Origin of the sequence: Enterococcus sp. DIV0682 (genome assembly GCF_051712685.1) — a bacterium.
Taxonomy (GTDB): domain Bacteria; phylum Bacillota; class Bacilli; order Lactobacillales; family Enterococcaceae; genus Enterococcus; species Enterococcus faecalis.
In genome coordinates this window covers 1,324,698-1,340,029 of sequence record NZ_JBIOPK010000001.1, presented here as the reverse complement: position 1 = coordinate 1,340,029, position 15,332 = coordinate 1,324,698, and the positions used below count along the sequence as shown (strand labels likewise).

The window sequence follows — 15,332 nt, the reverse complement described above, 5'->3', positions numbered from 1 at the left end:
TAACACTCCTTTTTTATTTCTCTTTTGGCAAGTATATATTCATCCGAATGTCATCGTCAACTAAATTAATCTTTTCTGCTCGAACAAATAGACCATTTTGCATTCTAAACTGATCTAAACGTAATAAAACAGTTTGATCATCTGGATTGATTTCAACCCATTTAGGTAGTTTGTAAGAACGTTTAGCAAATTTCAATACTTCTTTAATTGGCAAGCCTAACGTTCCTATAGACAAACTTTTTGCTTTTAATTGTACATTACCATTCGCCATCACGTAAGGATCAAAATATAAGTAAAAAGGAATGTCATGCCCTAACACCTGAAATGTTCCATTTAATAAAGCATCATTTTCTAAATAAAATTTATATTTGATCTCCGAACCTTTTTGAAAGTCGGCTAAATAAAAGTCAATCAGTTTGTTCACTTGTTGTTTTTTTGACTGAATGGTGACCACTGGCTCGCCTTCTTTTTCAACAATTGCTGGTATTTTCTTTAAATCTGGTTCGCGAACTTGTGTTGCTCGAAATGTCACGAAAGCTACACTACCAATGACTAAACCCACTAGAACAAGAAAAGCGATTTTCCAGGGATTTCGTTTAAGATTGGTTGGTTGTGTCTTTTTAATTGATTTACTTGTTTTTGGCTTTTCTTCATTCATTTTATTCACTACCTTCTGATTTGGTTATCCATTCTTTCTCTGTCTTGACCATTTCATCCCGGACAGCTCCGGCCATAATTTGGTAGCCAAGATTATTCGGATGGAAGCGATCTTCTTCATATAACAAATTGTTTAAATCCTCTTTGCTAGCACTACTTCCTGTAGTTTCTGAGTCATCACCAGTTACGCCAACTTCATCGCCACGACCTTTATAGAGTAAATCATTGATAGGAATGAAATAGGCTCGTTTTTGCTCTTGAACCATTTCTTCGGTTGCTTGATTCCAGTTATCAACGATTTCTTGCATTTCTGTAATTTCGGAAAAGTTTAAGTAGAAGGGATTGTAAATTCCTAAGACATAAATAGGGGCCTTCTCGTTGTACTCTCGGATTTCTTCAAGTAGTCGTCTTACTCGGCGTTGATAGGCTTTTTGTGGACGATTGAACGAGCTGACTTTCAAGTCGAAAATATTACTACTAATTACTTTCATTAAGTCATTTCCACCAACCGTTAGCGTAATCACGTCCGCAGAGGCAAGGCCCTTTTGAATTTCAGGTTTTTCTTTGATTCGTTTTAAAATTTGGTCACTACGATCCCCATTTTTCCCAAAATTGTCTGTTTGAACACCGTTCAAGTTGTAGTGTTCTTTTAAATCATCTGCCACAATAGGAACAAAACCTCCACTATTCGTCAAATCGCCAATTCCTTCAGTTAAAGAATCACCGATAGCTGTATAATGAATGACTTCTTTTTGATTTTTTTGAGCAGTTGTGGCCACTTTCTCTTGCTTTAATAGTGGCTTTGCTTTGGGGATGGCCACACTTAACAATGTAAAAACACCTAGCGCAATGAGGATAGGTGTTAAGACGGTCAGCAAAATATGCTGTGTTTGTTTTTTCATCTTCGTCACTTCCTTTTAAATAAACCAACAAGAAATTTTCCTTTTCTTGTTAGAAAGAGGTTGCGTCTACTCATTTAAGAGTGAGACCCAACCTCGTTATTTCTTAGTCTGTATAGTACATAATAGCAAAGGCATTTTTTCCTGTATGTGTTGCAATGACTGGATTCGTATGTAATACGGGAATATCCATGTCTTTAAAGATTGCTTGTAATCCTTCTTTGAATCCATTTGCTAGTTCTAGCCCATCCGCATGAGAAATGCCAATTTGTCGAACATTTGGAATCTTACTTAATTCTGATTTCAATTCGTCAAACCATTTATTAAACGTTTTAACGCCGCGGCCTTTCGCTACAGGAATCAATTCCGTATTTTCAAAGTCCATGACAACTTTCATATTAAAAATGTTTGATAATAATCCTGTTGTACGGCTGATTCGTCCACCTTTAACCAAATTATCTAATGTTGAAATGCCAATGTATAATTTAGTATTTTGTTTGACGCGTTCAATTTCAGCTAAAATTTCTGGAACGCCCGCTCCCGCTTGTGCCAATTTTGCTGCTTGAATGACTTGGAAAGACAAACCTTGGTCTGTAAAATCGCTATCAATCACCGTTACTTTACTTGATGATAAGTTACTAGCTTGACGGGCCGCTTCAACCGTTCCACTTAAGCCTTTTGTCATGTGAATCGAAATTACTTCACTGCCATCTTCACCTAAGCGATCATATAATTCTACAAATTCACCAATTGGTGGTTGACTGGTTTTGGGTAAGGCCTTCGCATTAGCCATCATGTCCATAAATTTTTCGCCTGGCAAATGATCATCATCTGGATAAACAACGCCATCAACCATAATTGATAAGGGCATCATATGGATATTTAATTCATCTCTAAGACTTTTTTCCATCGTACATGAAGAATCCGTTACGATTTTAACGTTTGTCATAAATTTATCACTCTTTCTTTAAAAGGAACCTGTTTTCATGGTAGAATACCATTAAACGGTTAATTATCTAGTTATAGTATAACAGACACTGCCGAATTTTTCATCAAATTAAAATAAAGGAAGTGAATTTATTGGAAAAAACGCATTTCTCAAAAAAATACCTAATCGTGAACGAAGTCTTAAATGCAGTTACACATGGCATAGGCGCAGGTTTAAGTATTGCTGGCTTAGTCATTTTACTTGTTAAAGGAGCTCGTTTAGGCTCACCGATTCACGTGGTATCTTATGCTATTTATGGCTCCATGTTGATTCTACTTTTTTTATCTTCAACGTTATTTCATAGTTTAATTTTTACAAGAGCCAAAAAGGTCTTTCAGGTCTTCGATCATAGTTCTATTTTCTTATTGATTGCTGGTAGTTATACGCCATTTTGCTTAATTAGTATTGGCGGCTGGTTAGGTTGGACTTTATTCAGTTTAGTTTGGTTAATCGCCATCGTCGGTATTGTCTATAAATCCCTCACGTTGCATAAACAAGAAACAGTGAAAAACATTTCAACGATTATTTATATTGTTTTAGGTTGGCTCTGTATCATCGCTGCTCGTCCGTTATATGAATCTCTTGGGTTTACAGGAACAGCGTTATTGGTCGCAGGGGGTGTGTCTTACACATTAGGTGCAGCCTTCTATTCATTGAAAAATGTGCGGTTTATGCATGTAGTTTGGCACTTGTTCGTCATGCTTGCAGCGATCCTCATGTATTTTTCTGTTCTCTTTTATACGTAATCACAGCACAATAAGAACACGATGCTCAAAGCATCGTGTTCTTTTACTGCCCTAAATCTCTTTATTATAAAGGAATATTCTTCTTTTCGAATTATTTTAACATAAATTAGTAGAAAAGACTTTACAAAACGAACATACATTCGTATAATAACAATACGAACACTCGTTCGAATCAAATGAAGAGGTGATACACATGGAAGCAATTCGTCGTGTTGGATTTTTATTTTTTGTATTGGTTATAGGTATTTTTTTGGGAACATTAGGATTACGTCTTGCTTTTATGATCGTGACGCCGTTATTTATTCTTTGGTTTATGTCATGGGATGAGAAGCGTTATACACGTACACGTAAACAACAGCAAGCAAGATACGTTTATCGTAAGTTCCCTTAATAAATAATAAAACGGTGTGTTCCCCCCAAGCTACGCTCCGTTTTTATAAATATGTCAAAGAAAGAGCGAAGGATTAAATCCTTCGCTCTTTCTAATTAAATTAGATTAGTATTCCATTAAGGTAACAATATCGTAGCCATCAATTTTATCGCGGCCATGTAAATCCATTAATTCAATTAGGAACGCACAACCAACCACAATACCACCTAATTGTTCGACTAATTCGATGGTTGCTTTAATTGTACCACCAGTTGCTAGCAAGTCATCACAAATCAAAACACGTTGGCCTGGTGTGATGGCATCTTTGTGCAACGTTAATGTATCTGAACCATATTCTAAGTCATAAGTCACTTCGATGGTTTCACGAGGAAGTTTTCCTTTTTTACGAACCGGAGCAAAGCCAACCCCTAGTTCATAAGCCACTGGACAGCCGACAATAAAGCCACGAGCTTCCGGTCCTACAACCATATCAATTCTTTTTTCTTTCGCGTAATCCACGATTTGTTTCGTTGCTTCACGGTATGCATCCCCATTAGCCATTAATGGAGAAATGTCACGGAACACGATCCCTTTCTCAGGATAATCTGGAATGCTTGCAATGTAATCTCTTAAATCCATTTTTATTTGTCCTCCTCATTCCACAGCCATTGTTGTATTGTTTGACAATCACTGTAAAGTAGAAATTCTTCTGTTTTTATTTTTTTCAATCGTTGTTGGTACACTTGACTTTCAGTCAATGGTCGATTGTCGGGTTTCTCAATACTGTTTAAAACACCGCTTTCTATTGTAACAAATCCTAAGTCAAAAAACACCTGTATCATGAAAATTAATAATTTTTCTTGGATATTTAAGTAATTTGCCACCTTCGATAGCTGGGAACGTAGATTTACTTCTTTTTGCTGCAAAATAAATTTATACAATGTTGCAAATTGTTCACGTGAAGCCATACCGTTTAAATAAGCTTCTTCTGGTGAAATAAACATCATGTATATACGTTGTATCTCAGTCGCTTCAACAATTTCTTTAACCGTGATTGCTTCCACAGGACAGTCGACAAAAACCAGTTGTTCGATTTGATTTTGAGAAACAGCTTCCATCAATTCTTCTTGGTTTGACCAAACAATAATATTAGCAGTTGGATTTGAAATGAATTTTTGATTTTTTTCATCAAACAAAAGATAAGCTGTTGCTTCTGAAGGAATTGGTTTCGTTTGATTATTTTTGCCACGAAAATCAAATAATTGTCTTCCCGATACAGCAAAATCAGTCACCATTAATTGTGGTTTCTTACGACCATTCCATTCATTGATGGAAAGTTGGCCTGCCACATCGGCGGTTCCTTGTGCTAGTTCATCCGCTTGAGGCCCCATTTGAAAAGCAATTGCATCCAATTGTGCCCCTTCTTGATTCATTTGAAATTTCAGATGTGTATTATCTGCACCAATTTGCCGAATTTGCGTAGGCGTGATTTCCTTAAATACAAAAGTTGGCACAGTATTATCGGTCCCAAAAGGCGCCAAAATACGCAATTGATCAATAAAAGCAGTCGTTGCCTGCGAAACCGCTAAGCTCTCACTAATAAGTAACTCTTGTCCATTAGCCATATCAATTTGATTTTTTTCAATAAAGTGTGCCAAATGTTCTTGAACAAAAGGAATATTTTCAACAGGTAAAGTCATTCCCGCTGCCATATGATGCCCACCAAAATGAGTGAATTGCTCACGCACTTCGTTCAACGCCTCATAGAGATTCAATGCGCTAATGCTACGTCCAGAGCCTTTAGCGGTCGTACCAGATTCATCTATTGCTAAAATAATGGTTGGTTTCCCCGTTTCTTGCATAATGCGGCCCGCGACAATCCCTAAGACGCCTTCATGCCAGCCTTGTTTCGCTAAAATATGGACCGGCGCATTCGGGTCGATTAAATCCAGCGCTTCTTTGGCAATCGTCGTTACAATGTCTTTTCGTTCATTGTTTTGTTGATCGATATATTTAGCGATTTCCAGCGCTTGTTCTTCATCAAATGTAGTCATCAATTCAACACCTGGTGCGGCTTCCCCTAATCGACCTAATGCGTTTAAACGAGGTCCAATGGTAAAGCCAATTGATTCTTCTGAAACAGCTTCCTTTTTCACACCCGCTTCTTGTAATAAAACGTCTAAACCAATTCGATCACCAGTTTGAATCATTTGAAGGCCCATTTTGACAAACGTTCTATTTTCATCGGTTAATGAAACCAAGTCAGCAATTGTCCCAATTGCTACCAAATCTAATAACTCAATTGGCAATTCACCAAGTAACGCAGTAGCGACTTTGAAAGCCACACCAACACCAGCTAAATCTCCAAAAGGATAGTCACCTTGCGGATGTCTAGGGTGGACAATCGCAAAGGCTTCTGGTAATTGTTCAGGCAATTCATGATGGTCAGTAACGATTACATCTACCCCTTGAGCCATAGCGTAGCTAATTGCTTCATGTCCGGCTACACCATTATCAACGGTTACAATTAATTGGACTCCTTGTTCAATTTGTTCAGCAAATACGTCTTTATTAGGTCCATATCCATGAACAAAACGATTCGGTAGAAAGTACTGAACCATGCCACCGACTAATTCGATTGCTTCTTTCATAACCGTGGTACTAGTGATGCCATCTGCATCATAATCCCCATAGACAAGGATTTGTTCACCCGCTTCGACGGCTTGCTGGATACGGGCTACCGCTTTCTCCATATCATGCATTAAGAACGGATCATAAATATCTTCGATAGTCGGATGTAGAAACTTACGTAATGCTTCTTCTGTCCGGATATTGCGGTGCCATAAAAGTTGGCCAATTAATGGATTAATTTCTTCTTTTTTTAATTGTTCTATAAATTCTACAGGTAATTCTGTCTTTGTCTGTAACTGCCATTGATAGTTTGATTTTTTCACGACGTCACTCCTAACCAAGTAATTATAGCAAAATTTTTCCAAAAACTAAAGAAAGCATTTTTTTAAATCTGAGAAAAAAACTGTGATATCTGTTAGATAAATAGCAGATATCACAGTTTTATTTTAAAAGAAACTTAGCGATAAAGTCTCTTCCTTATTTTTGTTCCTCTTCATTCACACGAGGTTTCACATAACGATCAATACGACTACCTGACACAGGCGTTGCGTCTACTTCTGTGTTTGATGTTTGTTCGTTGACCACTGGTTCTGAGACTTGTGGTGCTGCCGCTTGTTTGGCTTGCAAATCAGCCAATTGATTATCAAATGAACGTTGAACTTTTTCCGTTTCTTCTTTGACTAATTTATCCATATCATTTTTATAAATATCCAACTCTTTTTGTACAGCTTTTAATTCTTTACGTTGGTTCCAAATAGTGGTTGTGGAGGTTAGTAACCCAACTAGTGCGCCAATAATTGCAGAACCTAAAATAATTAAGATTAACGGTCCACTAATTTTAGTAAAACCAAAGTTTACTGGAACAGCTTGATTATTTAAAACAGCAAAAATAACAACAATTAAGACCAACACAAGGCCCAAAATAACACGCCATTGATTTTTCATGACTTGATCGACTCCTTTATTTTTTATTTAAAATATTTCCCGCTATGAAATCTCCTAAATGTGGAAACAATGTATAAAAGCGGGCAGCTGCTTCCATGACAAACGGACGATTAATCTCACGTCGAGAAGTCCCCATACTCCCAACCACTTCTTTCGCTAATTTCGTAGGGTCCAAAACAATTTTATCCACCGCAGCTAGATATGTGCCTGTCGGGTCCGCTTTATCAAAGAATTCTGTTTGGATTGGTCCTGGATTGACAGTCGTTACTGCTACACCCAACGGTTTCAATTCTAAACGTAAAGCATTTGAAAAACCTAACACAGCAAATTTCGTTGCAGAATAAACGGTTGATTTAGCTGTAGCCATCTTCCCAGCCATTGAAGCAACGTTGATAATATGTCCTTGCCCAGCTTCAATCATTTTAATAGCTACTTTTTGAGTAAACGTCATCATTCCTAGAACGTTGACATCAAACATTTGGCGTGCAACAGCCAAGTCAATTTCAACAAAATTTTCAAACAAGCCAAAACCAGCATTGTTGACTAAAACATCTATAGGACCAACTTCTGCTGAAATAGCTTCAACCACACGTTCAACACTTTCTGGATCGGCAATATCTAATTGATAAGAAAATGCTTCTCGTCCGCTTAAAACAGCACACTGCTCGCGAACTTTACCAATCAAATTAATTCTGCGGGCGCAGACAACGACGACCGCCCCTTGTTTAGCTGCTTCATAACAAATTTGTTCACCTAAACCAGCTGAACCTCCAGTTACGACAACGACTTTATTTGTTAAATCCATCTAAGCTCCTCCTTCATTGGCAAATGGAATCTCAATGATATCCATATCTTTCACGATTTTTGTATTGGGGAAAATTTCTTGGGCTTCTTCTTGAAGCTGATAGGCCTCTTTGGTTAAATAACGGGCACTAATATGCGTTAAGATAAGTTGTTTTACTTGCGCTTCTTTTGCAACTTCAGCTGCTTGTTGACTGGTTGAGTGGAAGTAGGCTTTTGCCATTTTTGCTTCGTGTTTATTAAACGTACTTTCATGGACTAAAACATCCGCTCGTTGTGCTAAGGTTACACTATTTTTAGTTTTGCGAGTGTCTCCTAAAATCGTCACGATTCGTCCAGGTTTACGCTCTCCCACAAACGCTTGTCCATTAATTTCCTGTCCATCAAAAACAATCGTTTCACCACGTTTGAGTTTGCCATACAATGGCCCAGAAGGAATCCCTAAAGCTTGAAGTTTCTCTACTTGTAATTCTCCTTCATGCGCTGCTTCCTCAATTCTATAGCCAAAGCTCGTGATGCCATGGTCCAAGATATTACAGCGAACAGTGAATTGTTTATCTTTAAAAATAACGTCATTTTCTTTCGTTAATTCAATAAATTTCAGTGGATAGGACAACCGCGATTGCGAGACCCGTAAAGAAGTCTTGACAAAGTCAGCAACCCCAACTGGTCCATAGATTTCTAAAGGTTCTGTCCCGCCCTGAAAAGAACGACTACTTAACAAACCAGGTAAACCAAAAATATGATCCCCATGTAAATGTGTAATAAAAATCTTTTCAATTTTTCTTGGGCGAATACTACTTTTTAAAATTTGCAATTGCGTCCCTTCACCACAATCAAAGAGCCAAACTGCATTTCGTTCATCTAATAATTTCAACGCAATTCCTGTGACATTGCGATGTTTTGCTGGTACACCAGCGCCAGTTCCTAAAAATTGTATTTCCATCTGCTACCATACTTTCTTTTAAACTTCCTTTTTATTTTAGAAGAAGTTTGCTCCTTTAGCAAATAATAATTTATCTATTTTCTCAAAGTTTTCTTCTTATTTTACCGTATTTTACGATAAAATAACAAAAAATTAGCAAACTACCATAAAAAACCGTGATTTCTTAGTATTTTAAAAGACTGTTTCCCTTTATTCAGAAAACAGTCTTTGATCCTTATTCTTCTTTCGATGTCGCTTCTTTATGTTGTTCTTTTTTTGCTTGCCACGATTGTTTCGCTTCATTTGCAACTTCGTTCGCATCGTTAATTTCTTGTTGGACTTCCTCTAAATCAAGCCGCGTGATTTCGCCACCTAAGTCAAACATAACCAACTGGTTGAGTGGACGGTTGTCTTCTTCTTCTGCAATTAATAACAATCCCGTTTGTCCTTCATCAATCTTTTGAATCACATGTTCAAAAACCGTTTGTGCTTCTTGAATTTCTTTGGCGTCTTTGCTTGCACCATACATACTTCCAGCAAACCAGCCAAAAAGAATGCCCAGAGGACCACCTAATATGCCTACTAGCATTCCAATCATGCTATCTTTTGATGTATGATTGTTGCCTGTAAAATCGATAAAATCATTGATTTTAAATTGATGCTGGCCATCATTAACATGCGTAACAACCGCCATTTGCTCACCTTTAAGCTGTCTTTCTGCCTGCATCTTTTTTATTTCGGAAAATGCTTGGTACGATTTACTTTCAATATCAAAGTTCATAATGATAATTCGTTTTGCCATACAAATCGCTCCTTTATTCTGGATACATCTATTTTAGCAAGAAAGGCCTGTCTCTAGCAATGAAAACTTTTTGGTTATGTATAAAAAAAGAAGATAGCTAGGCTACCTCCTTGTTAATGCTTATTTACCATCAAGAATATTTAAACGGACCTTTTTCGGACCATCGATACGTACACTATAAACAATTGTCCGAATTGCTTTTGCAACACGCCCTTGTTTACCAATGATACGTCCAATATCTTCTTTGGCCACAGTCAAATTATACTCGAGGAAATCAGTTGATTCCTCAATTTCTAATGAGACTGCTTCAGGTTGACTGACTAACGGACGGACAATAGTTAAAATTAACTCTTTCACATCTGCCATATTCAATCACCTTATTTCTTAACGTTTTTAGCTTCATGATGTTTTTTCATAACGCCTTCTTTTGAAAGGATGTTACGAACTGTATCAGAAGGTTGCGCACCTTTAGATAACCAATCTAAAACTAAATCTTCTTTTAAAACTACTTCTGCAGGGTCTTTCAAAGGGTTGTAAGTACCTACAGTTTCGATGAAACGTCCATCACGAGGAGAACGAGAATCAGCTACTACAATACGGTAAAAAGGACTCTTTTTAGAACCCATACGTTTTAAACGAATTTTAACTGCCATTATTAAATACACCTCCATTAACTTAATCACAAGAGTTAGTTTAACAGATTAACAACAACCTGTAAAGAGTTTTTTCTTGACACCTTTACTTTTTTTCAATTTTTTTAGCCAATTTGCAGGAAAACAAACGAAATAATGAAGAATTTTTACAAAATTTGATAATAGTTGTACTGGTTTCTCACTTGAAAGCCTTCTGTTTGATAGAGATGAAGCGCTGCTTGATTTTCTGTTTCAACTTCTAAAAAAATAGTCGCTGAGGCTGACTTTTCTAAAATCATTCGGAGCGCAGACTGTAACACTTGACGGCCAAGACCGCGACCTCGTTGCGTTTTTGTCACAACAAAGCCATAAATCCCCCATTCGTTTTCAAAATGATCCAAACGTAGCGTGGCTAAAAGTTGATTGTTTTCTTTATAAATAAGTGTTCGTTGAAGGTCCTCCGGCAAAGGCGTACCTTCGAGTAACCTAGCCAAGGAATCCAAATCAGCCACTTGTGGTCGGAGAAGTGTCAGCTTCGCCAACGCCTGTGAGTAAGTTTCTCTTTGAAAAACCAGATACTGTTCTGAAAAAGCTGGCACAATTCCTTGTCTATTAAAATAATTCAGGCCAACAGATTGCTTGTCGTCCATCACGAGAAAGACTTCTTTCATTCCCCACAAAGCTGCTTGCTTTTCGAGTTCTTGAACAAGTTCTTCAAAAAATGGTCCTACATTTGGCGCAACAATCGTCGCTTCCAAGGTTTCCCCATCAAAACAATACCCTACGATATATGCTTGAATGGTTTGTTCCTTCCTGTATAAACCATAATAAGTATAAGCTGATTCCTCAGGAAATGTTTGTTCCAATTTATAAAAAGTTCCTTGTTTAATCATTTCCTTGTTTCTTAATTCAGTCAATGTTTGTTTCTCCAACGGTGTTAACTGTCGGCGCCAATTTATTTTTTTATTCAAGCAGTTGCTCCTTTACTCATCCTTTTACTAGCTATTATACGTGAAGTTACGAAGTTCAACAATGTACAAGGATAAAACGTTTGCGCTTTTTTTGAAAAAGTACTATCATAAAGTAAGTAAAAGAAAAATGGAGGGATTTACATGACAAAAAAAATTGGTATTTTTGTAGGGAGTTTAAGAAAAGATTCATTTAACAAATTGGTAGCAAAAACAATGGCAGACTTATTTCCAGCTGATTTCGAACCTGTTTTTATTAACATTGGTGATTTAGAATTATACAATCAAGATTTGGATGATGAAGGAACCCCCACCGAAGCTTGGACAACATTCCGTGAAGAAGTCAAACAAGTAGATGGTGTGATGTTTGTAACACCAGAATATAACCGTTCAGTACCAGCTGTTTTAAAAAATGCATTGGATGTCGGTTCACGTCCGTATGGCGAAAGCGTTTGGGATAAAAAACCAGGACTTGTGGTGAGTGTTTCCCCAGGTGCAATTAGCGGATTTGGTGCGAACCATCATTTAAGACAATCATTAGTCTTCTTAAATGTTCCAACTTTACAACAACCTGAAGCCTATATTGGCGGTATTACGAACTTAATTGGTGAAGATGGTAAAATTATTGATGGCACTGTTGGTTTCTTACAATCAATTGTAGATGCTTACGTGGATTTCTTTAATCGCTTAACTGCCTAATTGAATCAATCGAGAAAAAGTGAGGCAACTTTTTACAGGTTGTCTCACTTTTTTTATTTTTTTGCTTGACCCTCTCGTTACGTAAAGGTTTATGATAGATTTTGTCAGGAGGAATGAATGATGGAATATACAATTAAAAAAATGGCTTCACTATCTGGCGTCAGTGCACGGACGTTACGATATTATGATGAAATTGGTCTTCTTCAACCAGCCAGAATTAATTCTTCTGGTTATCGAATTTACGGGCAAGCCGAGGTGAATCGTTTGCAACAAATTCTTTTTTACCGTGAATTGGATCTGAAACTAGATGAAATTAAAGAAATTTTGGAGCAACCTGACTTTAATGTTGAACAGGCTTTATACGAGCATCAACAAAAGCTATTGGAAAAGCGCAATGAAATTGATCGTCTTTTAGCCTCTGTTCAACAAACCTTACACCATTACAAAGGAGAGATAAACATGTCAGATCAGCAAAAATTCGAAGCATTCAAACAACAACGAGTTCAAGAAAACGAAGAAAAATATGGTAAAGAGATTCGGGAAAAATATGGCAACGAAACGATTGAACAAGCCAACAAAAAATATTTAAACTTGACGGAAAAAGACATGCAAGTAATGCAGAACGTGGAAAAAGATTTATTTTCTAAGTTAGCCATGTATCAAAAATCACCCAAGTTGACTAGCCAACTTGCGCAAGAAATTTTCCAATTACACAAAGATTGGTTAATGTACTCTTGGTCAAGCTATTCGCCAGAAGCACACAAAGGGTTAGGCCTTATGTATGTTGGCGATGAACGATTTACGTCATATTATGAACAACACGGCGCTGGTTTTGCCGAAGCGTTAAACGCAATTATCCAAAACTACGCTTAAACAGAAAGTGCGCCATCAGTCTCTTCGACTGATGGCGCACTTTCTGTTTCTTACGATAATTAACTAAAGCCTGTTTATCTTTTTTTCTTTTTCTTCTTTTTGTTTTTCTTCATCATGCGATTCATGGCCATTTTACCTAGCTTGCCTTTAACACCGCCACCTAGCATTTGATCCATACCAGGAATGTTCATATCCCCTTTGGACATTTGTTGCATCATTTTTTTGGATTCTTTAAATTGTTTAATCATACGATTGACTTCAACCACACTATTTCCTGAACCAGCTGCAATTCTGCGGCGGCGACTAGGATTTAATAGATCAGGATTTTCACGTTCTGCAGGAGTCATTGATAGGACCATCGCCCGTTTCCGTGCCACATCTTTTGGATCGACTTTGACATTTTCAATACCAGGCATGTTACTCATTCCAGGGATCATTTTTAATAAGTCTTCAATCGGTCCCATGCCCATAACTTGATCCAATTGCTCAATGAAATCGTTAAAGTCAAAACTGTTTTCTTTCATTTTTTGAGCAAGTTCTTCTGCTTTTTTCTCATCGTAATCTTGTTGCGCTTTTTCAATTAGCGTCAACATGTCCCCCATACCTAGGATACGACTCGACATACGATCGGGATGGAAAATTTCTAAATCGGTTAATTTTTCACCAGAACCGACAAATTTAATCGGAGCGCCCGTTACTGCCCGAATTGACAGCGCAGCCCCCCCACGAGTATCGCCGTCCATTTTGGTAATAACAACCCCAGTAATTCCAAGCTGTTCATTAAAACTATCTGCAACGTTGACAGCATCTTGCCCCGTCATCGCATCAACAACTAACAGAATTTCATTGGGATCAGCCAACTCTTTAATTTGTTTCAATTCGTCCATTAAAGCTTCGTCAATGTGTAAACGGCCGGCCGTATCAATTAAGACATAATCATTTTTCTTTTCTTTTGCTAATGCTAACCCTTGACGAACAATTTCCACTGGATTAGCATCTGTTCCCATATCAAAAACGGGAACTTCTAATTGTTGACCTAAAACCTTCAACTGATCAATCGCTGCTGGACGATAAACGTCACCAGCGATTAAAAGCGGACGAGCGTTTTCAGTTTTCATTAAGTGTTTTGCTAATTTACCAGTAAAAGTTGTTTTACCAGCCCCTTGTAACCCTGTCATCATAATCACTGTCGGGATTTTTGGAGATTTATTCAGTTCAACCGTTTCTGAACCTAACGTTTTCGTTAATTCTTCATCAACAATTTTTACAATTTGTTGGGCTGGTGATAAGCTTTCTAATACTTCGACTCCTACTGCCCGTTCTCTGACGCGTTTTGTGAAATCTTTGACCACTTGTAAATTAACGTCGGCTTCTAATAAAGCCAAACGGATTTCTCGCATCATTTCTTTTACGTCGGCTTCGGAAACTTTTCCCTTACGACGGATTTTACTCATTGCCTGTTGTAGGCGGTTTGTTAAACTCTCAAAAGCCATAGTTTCATTCCTCTATTTCTTGAATTTGTTCAATATATTTTTTGATTTCACTATCTTTGGGATAAGTTTCTTGAACATACTGCTGTAGTTGTTCAAGATATTCTTTCCGTACAACATAGTTTGAATAAAGATGTAACTTTTTTTCGTATTCTTCTAAAATTTTTTCGGTTCGTTTAATGTTATCATAAACCGCTTGGCGACTAACCTCATATTCTTCCGCAATTTCTCCTAAAGAAAAGTCATCAGCATAGTAAAGCTCCATATAATTCATCTGCTTTTCCGTTAATAATGTCGAATAAAATTCAAATAACGCATTCATGCGGTTTGTTTTTTCCATTTCCATGAGCCGTGCTCCCATCTTCAATCCCTTATAGGTTACCGATTTCATAGGGAATAGTCAATCTTTTTTTACTAAGTTTTTACCTTTTAAAAAGAAATGTCCGCAAGTTGCCATGTTTCTTCAGAATAAACGGTCATTCCTTGTTGAATAAAATAAGCAGTTGCGACTCCAACTCCAGCTTTTTTAATGCCAGAAAATTGTCCATCATAAATTAGCTGGCTGCCACAGCTGGGACTTTTTTCTTTCAAAATCAAGGTTGTAATTTGTTGAGTTTTTAATTTTTGATACGCGCGCTGTGCCCCTGCTTTAAACGCCTCAGTGACATCTTCCCCGTTATCCGTATATACATAAGCAGTATTCGCCCAAACATCAAAGCCGTCCCCGCCAATGATTTCTGCTGGCGGACGTGGAATAGGCAACTCTCCTAAAACTTCGGGACAAATCATTATTGCTTTTCCATTAGTTATAAGTTGTTTTAACGCTTCTTGTTCTTGAGATTTTCCATCGTAACGGCAACAAATCCCACCTAAGCAACTACTAATACCAATCATTCGCTTCTCCTC

19 protein-coding genes are annotated in these 15,332 nt (G+C 37.4%); 4 read left to right on the top strand and 15 right to left on the bottom strand.

Annotated elements, in window-relative coordinates:
- Positions 1-13 precede the first annotated feature (13 nt).
- The 3 genes from IGK96_RS06410 to IGK96_RS06400 form a co-directional block, all read right to left on the bottom strand.
- Positions 14-667: a YpmS family protein gene (locus tag IGK96_RS06410; RefSeq protein WP_002357446.1), complete on the bottom strand. Its 654-nt coding sequence runs from the start codon at positions 665-667 to the stop codon at positions 14-16.
- Positions 660-1,559, bottom strand: coding sequence for an SGNH/GDSL hydrolase family protein (locus tag IGK96_RS06405; protein WP_002398325.1), 900 nt, complete (start codon positions 1,557-1,559; stop codon positions 660-662). The genes IGK96_RS06410 and IGK96_RS06405 overlap by 8 nt, the downstream gene beginning before the upstream one ends.
- Positions 1,560-1,662: 103 nt before the next feature.
- Complete coding sequence (locus IGK96_RS06400) at positions 1,663-2,505, bottom strand: DegV family protein (RefSeq protein WP_002357444.1); 843 nt, start codon at positions 2,503-2,505, stop codon at positions 1,663-1,665.
- A gap of 131 nt (positions 2,506-2,636) precedes the next feature.
- Between IGK96_RS06400 and trhA the strand changes: the two genes are divergently transcribed.
- Together trhA and IGK96_RS06390 are read left to right on the top strand one after the other, a co-directional pair.
- Entirely contained in the window at positions 2,637-3,290 is a 654-nt protein-coding gene (gene trhA / locus IGK96_RS06395; RefSeq protein WP_002357443.1) for a PAQR family membrane homeostasis protein TrhA, read from the top strand.
- 193 nt (positions 3,291-3,483) lie between these two features.
- Entirely contained in the window at positions 3,484-3,681 is a 198-nt protein-coding gene (locus IGK96_RS06390; RefSeq protein ID WP_002360203.1) for a hypothetical protein, read from the top strand.
- Positions 3,682-3,786: 105 nt separating this feature from the next.
- Here IGK96_RS06390 and IGK96_RS06385 read toward each other — a convergent pair whose 3' ends face one another.
- The 9 genes from IGK96_RS06385 to IGK96_RS06345 all read right to left on the bottom strand — a co-directional run bounded on the left by IGK96_RS06385 (position 3,787) and on the right by IGK96_RS06345 (position 11,367).
- The gene (locus tag IGK96_RS06385) at positions 3,787-4,299 is read right to left on the bottom strand and encodes an adenine phosphoribosyltransferase (RefSeq protein ID WP_002357441.1); all 513 of its coding nucleotides are present in this window, start codon (positions 4,297-4,299) and stop codon (positions 3,787-3,789) included.
- A 2-nt stretch (positions 4,300-4,301) separates the two neighbouring features.
- Positions 4,302-6,614, bottom strand: coding sequence for a single-stranded-DNA-specific exonuclease RecJ (gene recJ, locus IGK96_RS06380; protein ID WP_085443105.1), 2,313 nt, complete (start codon positions 6,612-6,614; stop codon positions 4,302-4,304).
- A 154-nt stretch (positions 6,615-6,768) separates the two neighbouring features.
- Positions 6,769-7,236: a LapA family protein gene (locus IGK96_RS06375; protein WP_010707540.1), complete on the bottom strand. Its 468-nt coding sequence runs from the start codon at positions 7,234-7,236 to the stop codon at positions 6,769-6,771.
- A gap of 16 nt (positions 7,237-7,252) precedes the next feature.
- Positions 7,253-8,041, bottom strand: a complete 789-nt coding sequence (locus tag IGK96_RS06370; protein ID WP_002357438.1) for an SDR family NAD(P)-dependent oxidoreductase — start codon at positions 8,039-8,041, stop codon at positions 7,253-7,255.
- Positions 8,042-8,983 (bottom strand): ribonuclease Z, encoded by a 942-nt coding sequence (rnz, locus tag IGK96_RS06365; protein WP_002396276.1) that lies wholly within the window; start codon positions 8,981-8,983, stop codon positions 8,042-8,044.
- 214 nt (positions 8,984-9,197) lie between these two features.
- The gene (locus IGK96_RS06360) at positions 9,198-9,764 is read right to left on the bottom strand and encodes a hypothetical protein (protein WP_002357436.1); all 567 of its coding nucleotides are present in this window, start codon (positions 9,762-9,764) and stop codon (positions 9,198-9,200) included.
- A 120-nt stretch (positions 9,765-9,884) separates the two neighbouring features.
- Positions 9,885-10,130: a KH domain-containing protein gene (locus IGK96_RS06355; RefSeq protein WP_002357435.1), complete on the bottom strand. Its 246-nt coding sequence runs from the start codon at positions 10,128-10,130 to the stop codon at positions 9,885-9,887.
- An 11-nt stretch (positions 10,131-10,141) separates the two neighbouring features.
- Positions 10,142-10,417, bottom strand: coding sequence for a 30S ribosomal protein S16 (gene rpsP, locus IGK96_RS06350; protein ID WP_002357434.1), 276 nt, complete (start codon positions 10,415-10,417; stop codon positions 10,142-10,144).
- A gap of 146 nt (positions 10,418-10,563) precedes the next feature.
- Positions 10,564-11,367 carry a GNAT family N-acetyltransferase gene (locus IGK96_RS06345; protein WP_016618349.1) on the bottom strand — a complete coding sequence of 268 codons (804 nt, stop codon included), beginning with the start codon at positions 11,365-11,367 and terminating at the stop codon, positions 10,564-10,566.
- Positions 11,368-11,508: 141 nt separating this feature from the next.
- Between IGK96_RS06345 and IGK96_RS06340 the strand changes: the two genes are divergently transcribed.
- Both IGK96_RS06340 and IGK96_RS06335 read left to right on the top strand, forming a co-directional pair.
- Positions 11,509-12,063, top strand: coding sequence for an NADPH-dependent FMN reductase (locus IGK96_RS06340; RefSeq protein ID WP_002357432.1), 555 nt, complete (start codon positions 11,509-11,511; stop codon positions 12,061-12,063).
- Between the two features lie 117 nt (positions 12,064-12,180).
- Positions 12,181-12,936, top strand: coding sequence for a MerR family transcriptional regulator (locus IGK96_RS06335; protein WP_016618348.1), 756 nt, complete (start codon positions 12,181-12,183; stop codon positions 12,934-12,936).
- Positions 12,937-13,010: 74 nt separating this feature from the next.
- On the opposite strand, the gene ffh is transcribed toward IGK96_RS06335, so the two are convergent.
- The 3 genes from ffh to IGK96_RS06320 form a co-directional block, all read right to left on the bottom strand.
- Positions 13,011-14,429 (bottom strand): signal recognition particle protein, encoded by a 1,419-nt coding sequence (gene ffh / locus IGK96_RS06330; RefSeq protein WP_002361897.1) that lies wholly within the window; start codon positions 14,427-14,429, stop codon positions 13,011-13,013.
- A 4-nt stretch (positions 14,430-14,433) separates the two neighbouring features.
- Positions 14,434-14,772, bottom strand: a complete 339-nt coding sequence (locus IGK96_RS06325; protein ID WP_002357429.1) for a putative DNA-binding protein — start codon at positions 14,770-14,772, stop codon at positions 14,434-14,436.
- Positions 14,773-14,855: 83 nt separating this feature from the next.
- Positions 14,856-15,320, bottom strand: coding sequence for a DUF523 domain-containing protein (locus IGK96_RS06320; protein WP_070415827.1), 465 nt, complete (start codon positions 15,318-15,320; stop codon positions 14,856-14,858).
- Positions 15,321-15,332: the final 12 nt, after the last annotated feature.

Bases quoted from the DNA above. Each gene is read 5' to 3' on its own strand.
- IGK96_RS06325 (WP_002357429.1), bottom strand. From the start codon at position 14,772: ATGGAAATGGAAAAAACAAACCGCATGAATGCGTTATTTGAATTTTAT.
- rpsP (WP_002357434.1), bottom strand. From the start codon at position 10,417: ATGGCAGTTAAAATTCGTTTAAAACGTATGGGTTCTAAAAAGAGTCCT.
- IGK96_RS06390 (WP_002360203.1), top strand. From the start codon at position 3,484: ATGGAAGCAATTCGTCGTGTTGGATTTTTATTTTTTGTATTGGTTATA.
- IGK96_RS06370 (WP_002357438.1), bottom strand. From the start codon at position 8,041: ATGGATTTAACAAATAAAGTCGTTGTCGTAACTGGAGGTTCAGCTGGT.
- ffh (WP_002361897.1), bottom strand. From the start codon at position 14,429: ATGGCTTTTGAGAGTTTAACAAACCGCCTACAACAGGCAATGAGTAAA.
- IGK96_RS06375 (WP_010707540.1), bottom strand. From the start codon at position 7,236: ATGAAAAATCAATGGCGTGTTATTTTGGGCCTTGTGTTGGTCTTAATT.
- IGK96_RS06340 (WP_002357432.1), top strand. From the start codon at position 11,509: ATGACAAAAAAAATTGGTATTTTTGTAGGGAGTTTAAGAAAAGATTCA.
- IGK96_RS06335 (WP_016618348.1), top strand. From the start codon at position 12,181: ATGATGGAATATACAATTAAAAAAATGGCTTCACTATCTGGCGTCAGT.
- IGK96_RS06405 (WP_002398325.1), bottom strand. From the start codon at position 1,559: ATGAAAAAACAAACACAGCATATTTTGCTGACCGTCTTAACACCTATC.
- IGK96_RS06355 (WP_002357435.1), bottom strand. From the start codon at position 10,130: ATGGCAGATGTGAAAGAGTTAATTTTAACTATTGTCCGTCCGTTAGTC.
- rnz (WP_002396276.1), bottom strand. From the start codon at position 8,983: ATGGAAATACAATTTTTAGGAACTGGCGCTGGTGTACCAGCAAAACAT.
- IGK96_RS06400 (WP_002357444.1), bottom strand. From the start codon at position 2,505: ATGACAAACGTTAAAATCGTAACGGATTCTTCATGTACGATGGAAAAA.
- IGK96_RS06320 (WP_070415827.1), bottom strand. From the start codon at position 15,320: ATGATTGGTATTAGTAGTTGCTTAGGTGGGATTTGTTGCCGTTACGAT.
- IGK96_RS06360 (WP_002357436.1), bottom strand. From the start codon at position 9,764: ATGGCAAAACGAATTATCATTATGAACTTTGATATTGAAAGTAAATCG.
- IGK96_RS06385 (WP_002357441.1), bottom strand. From the start codon at position 4,299: ATGGATTTAAGAGATTACATTGCAAGCATTCCAGATTATCCTGAGAAA.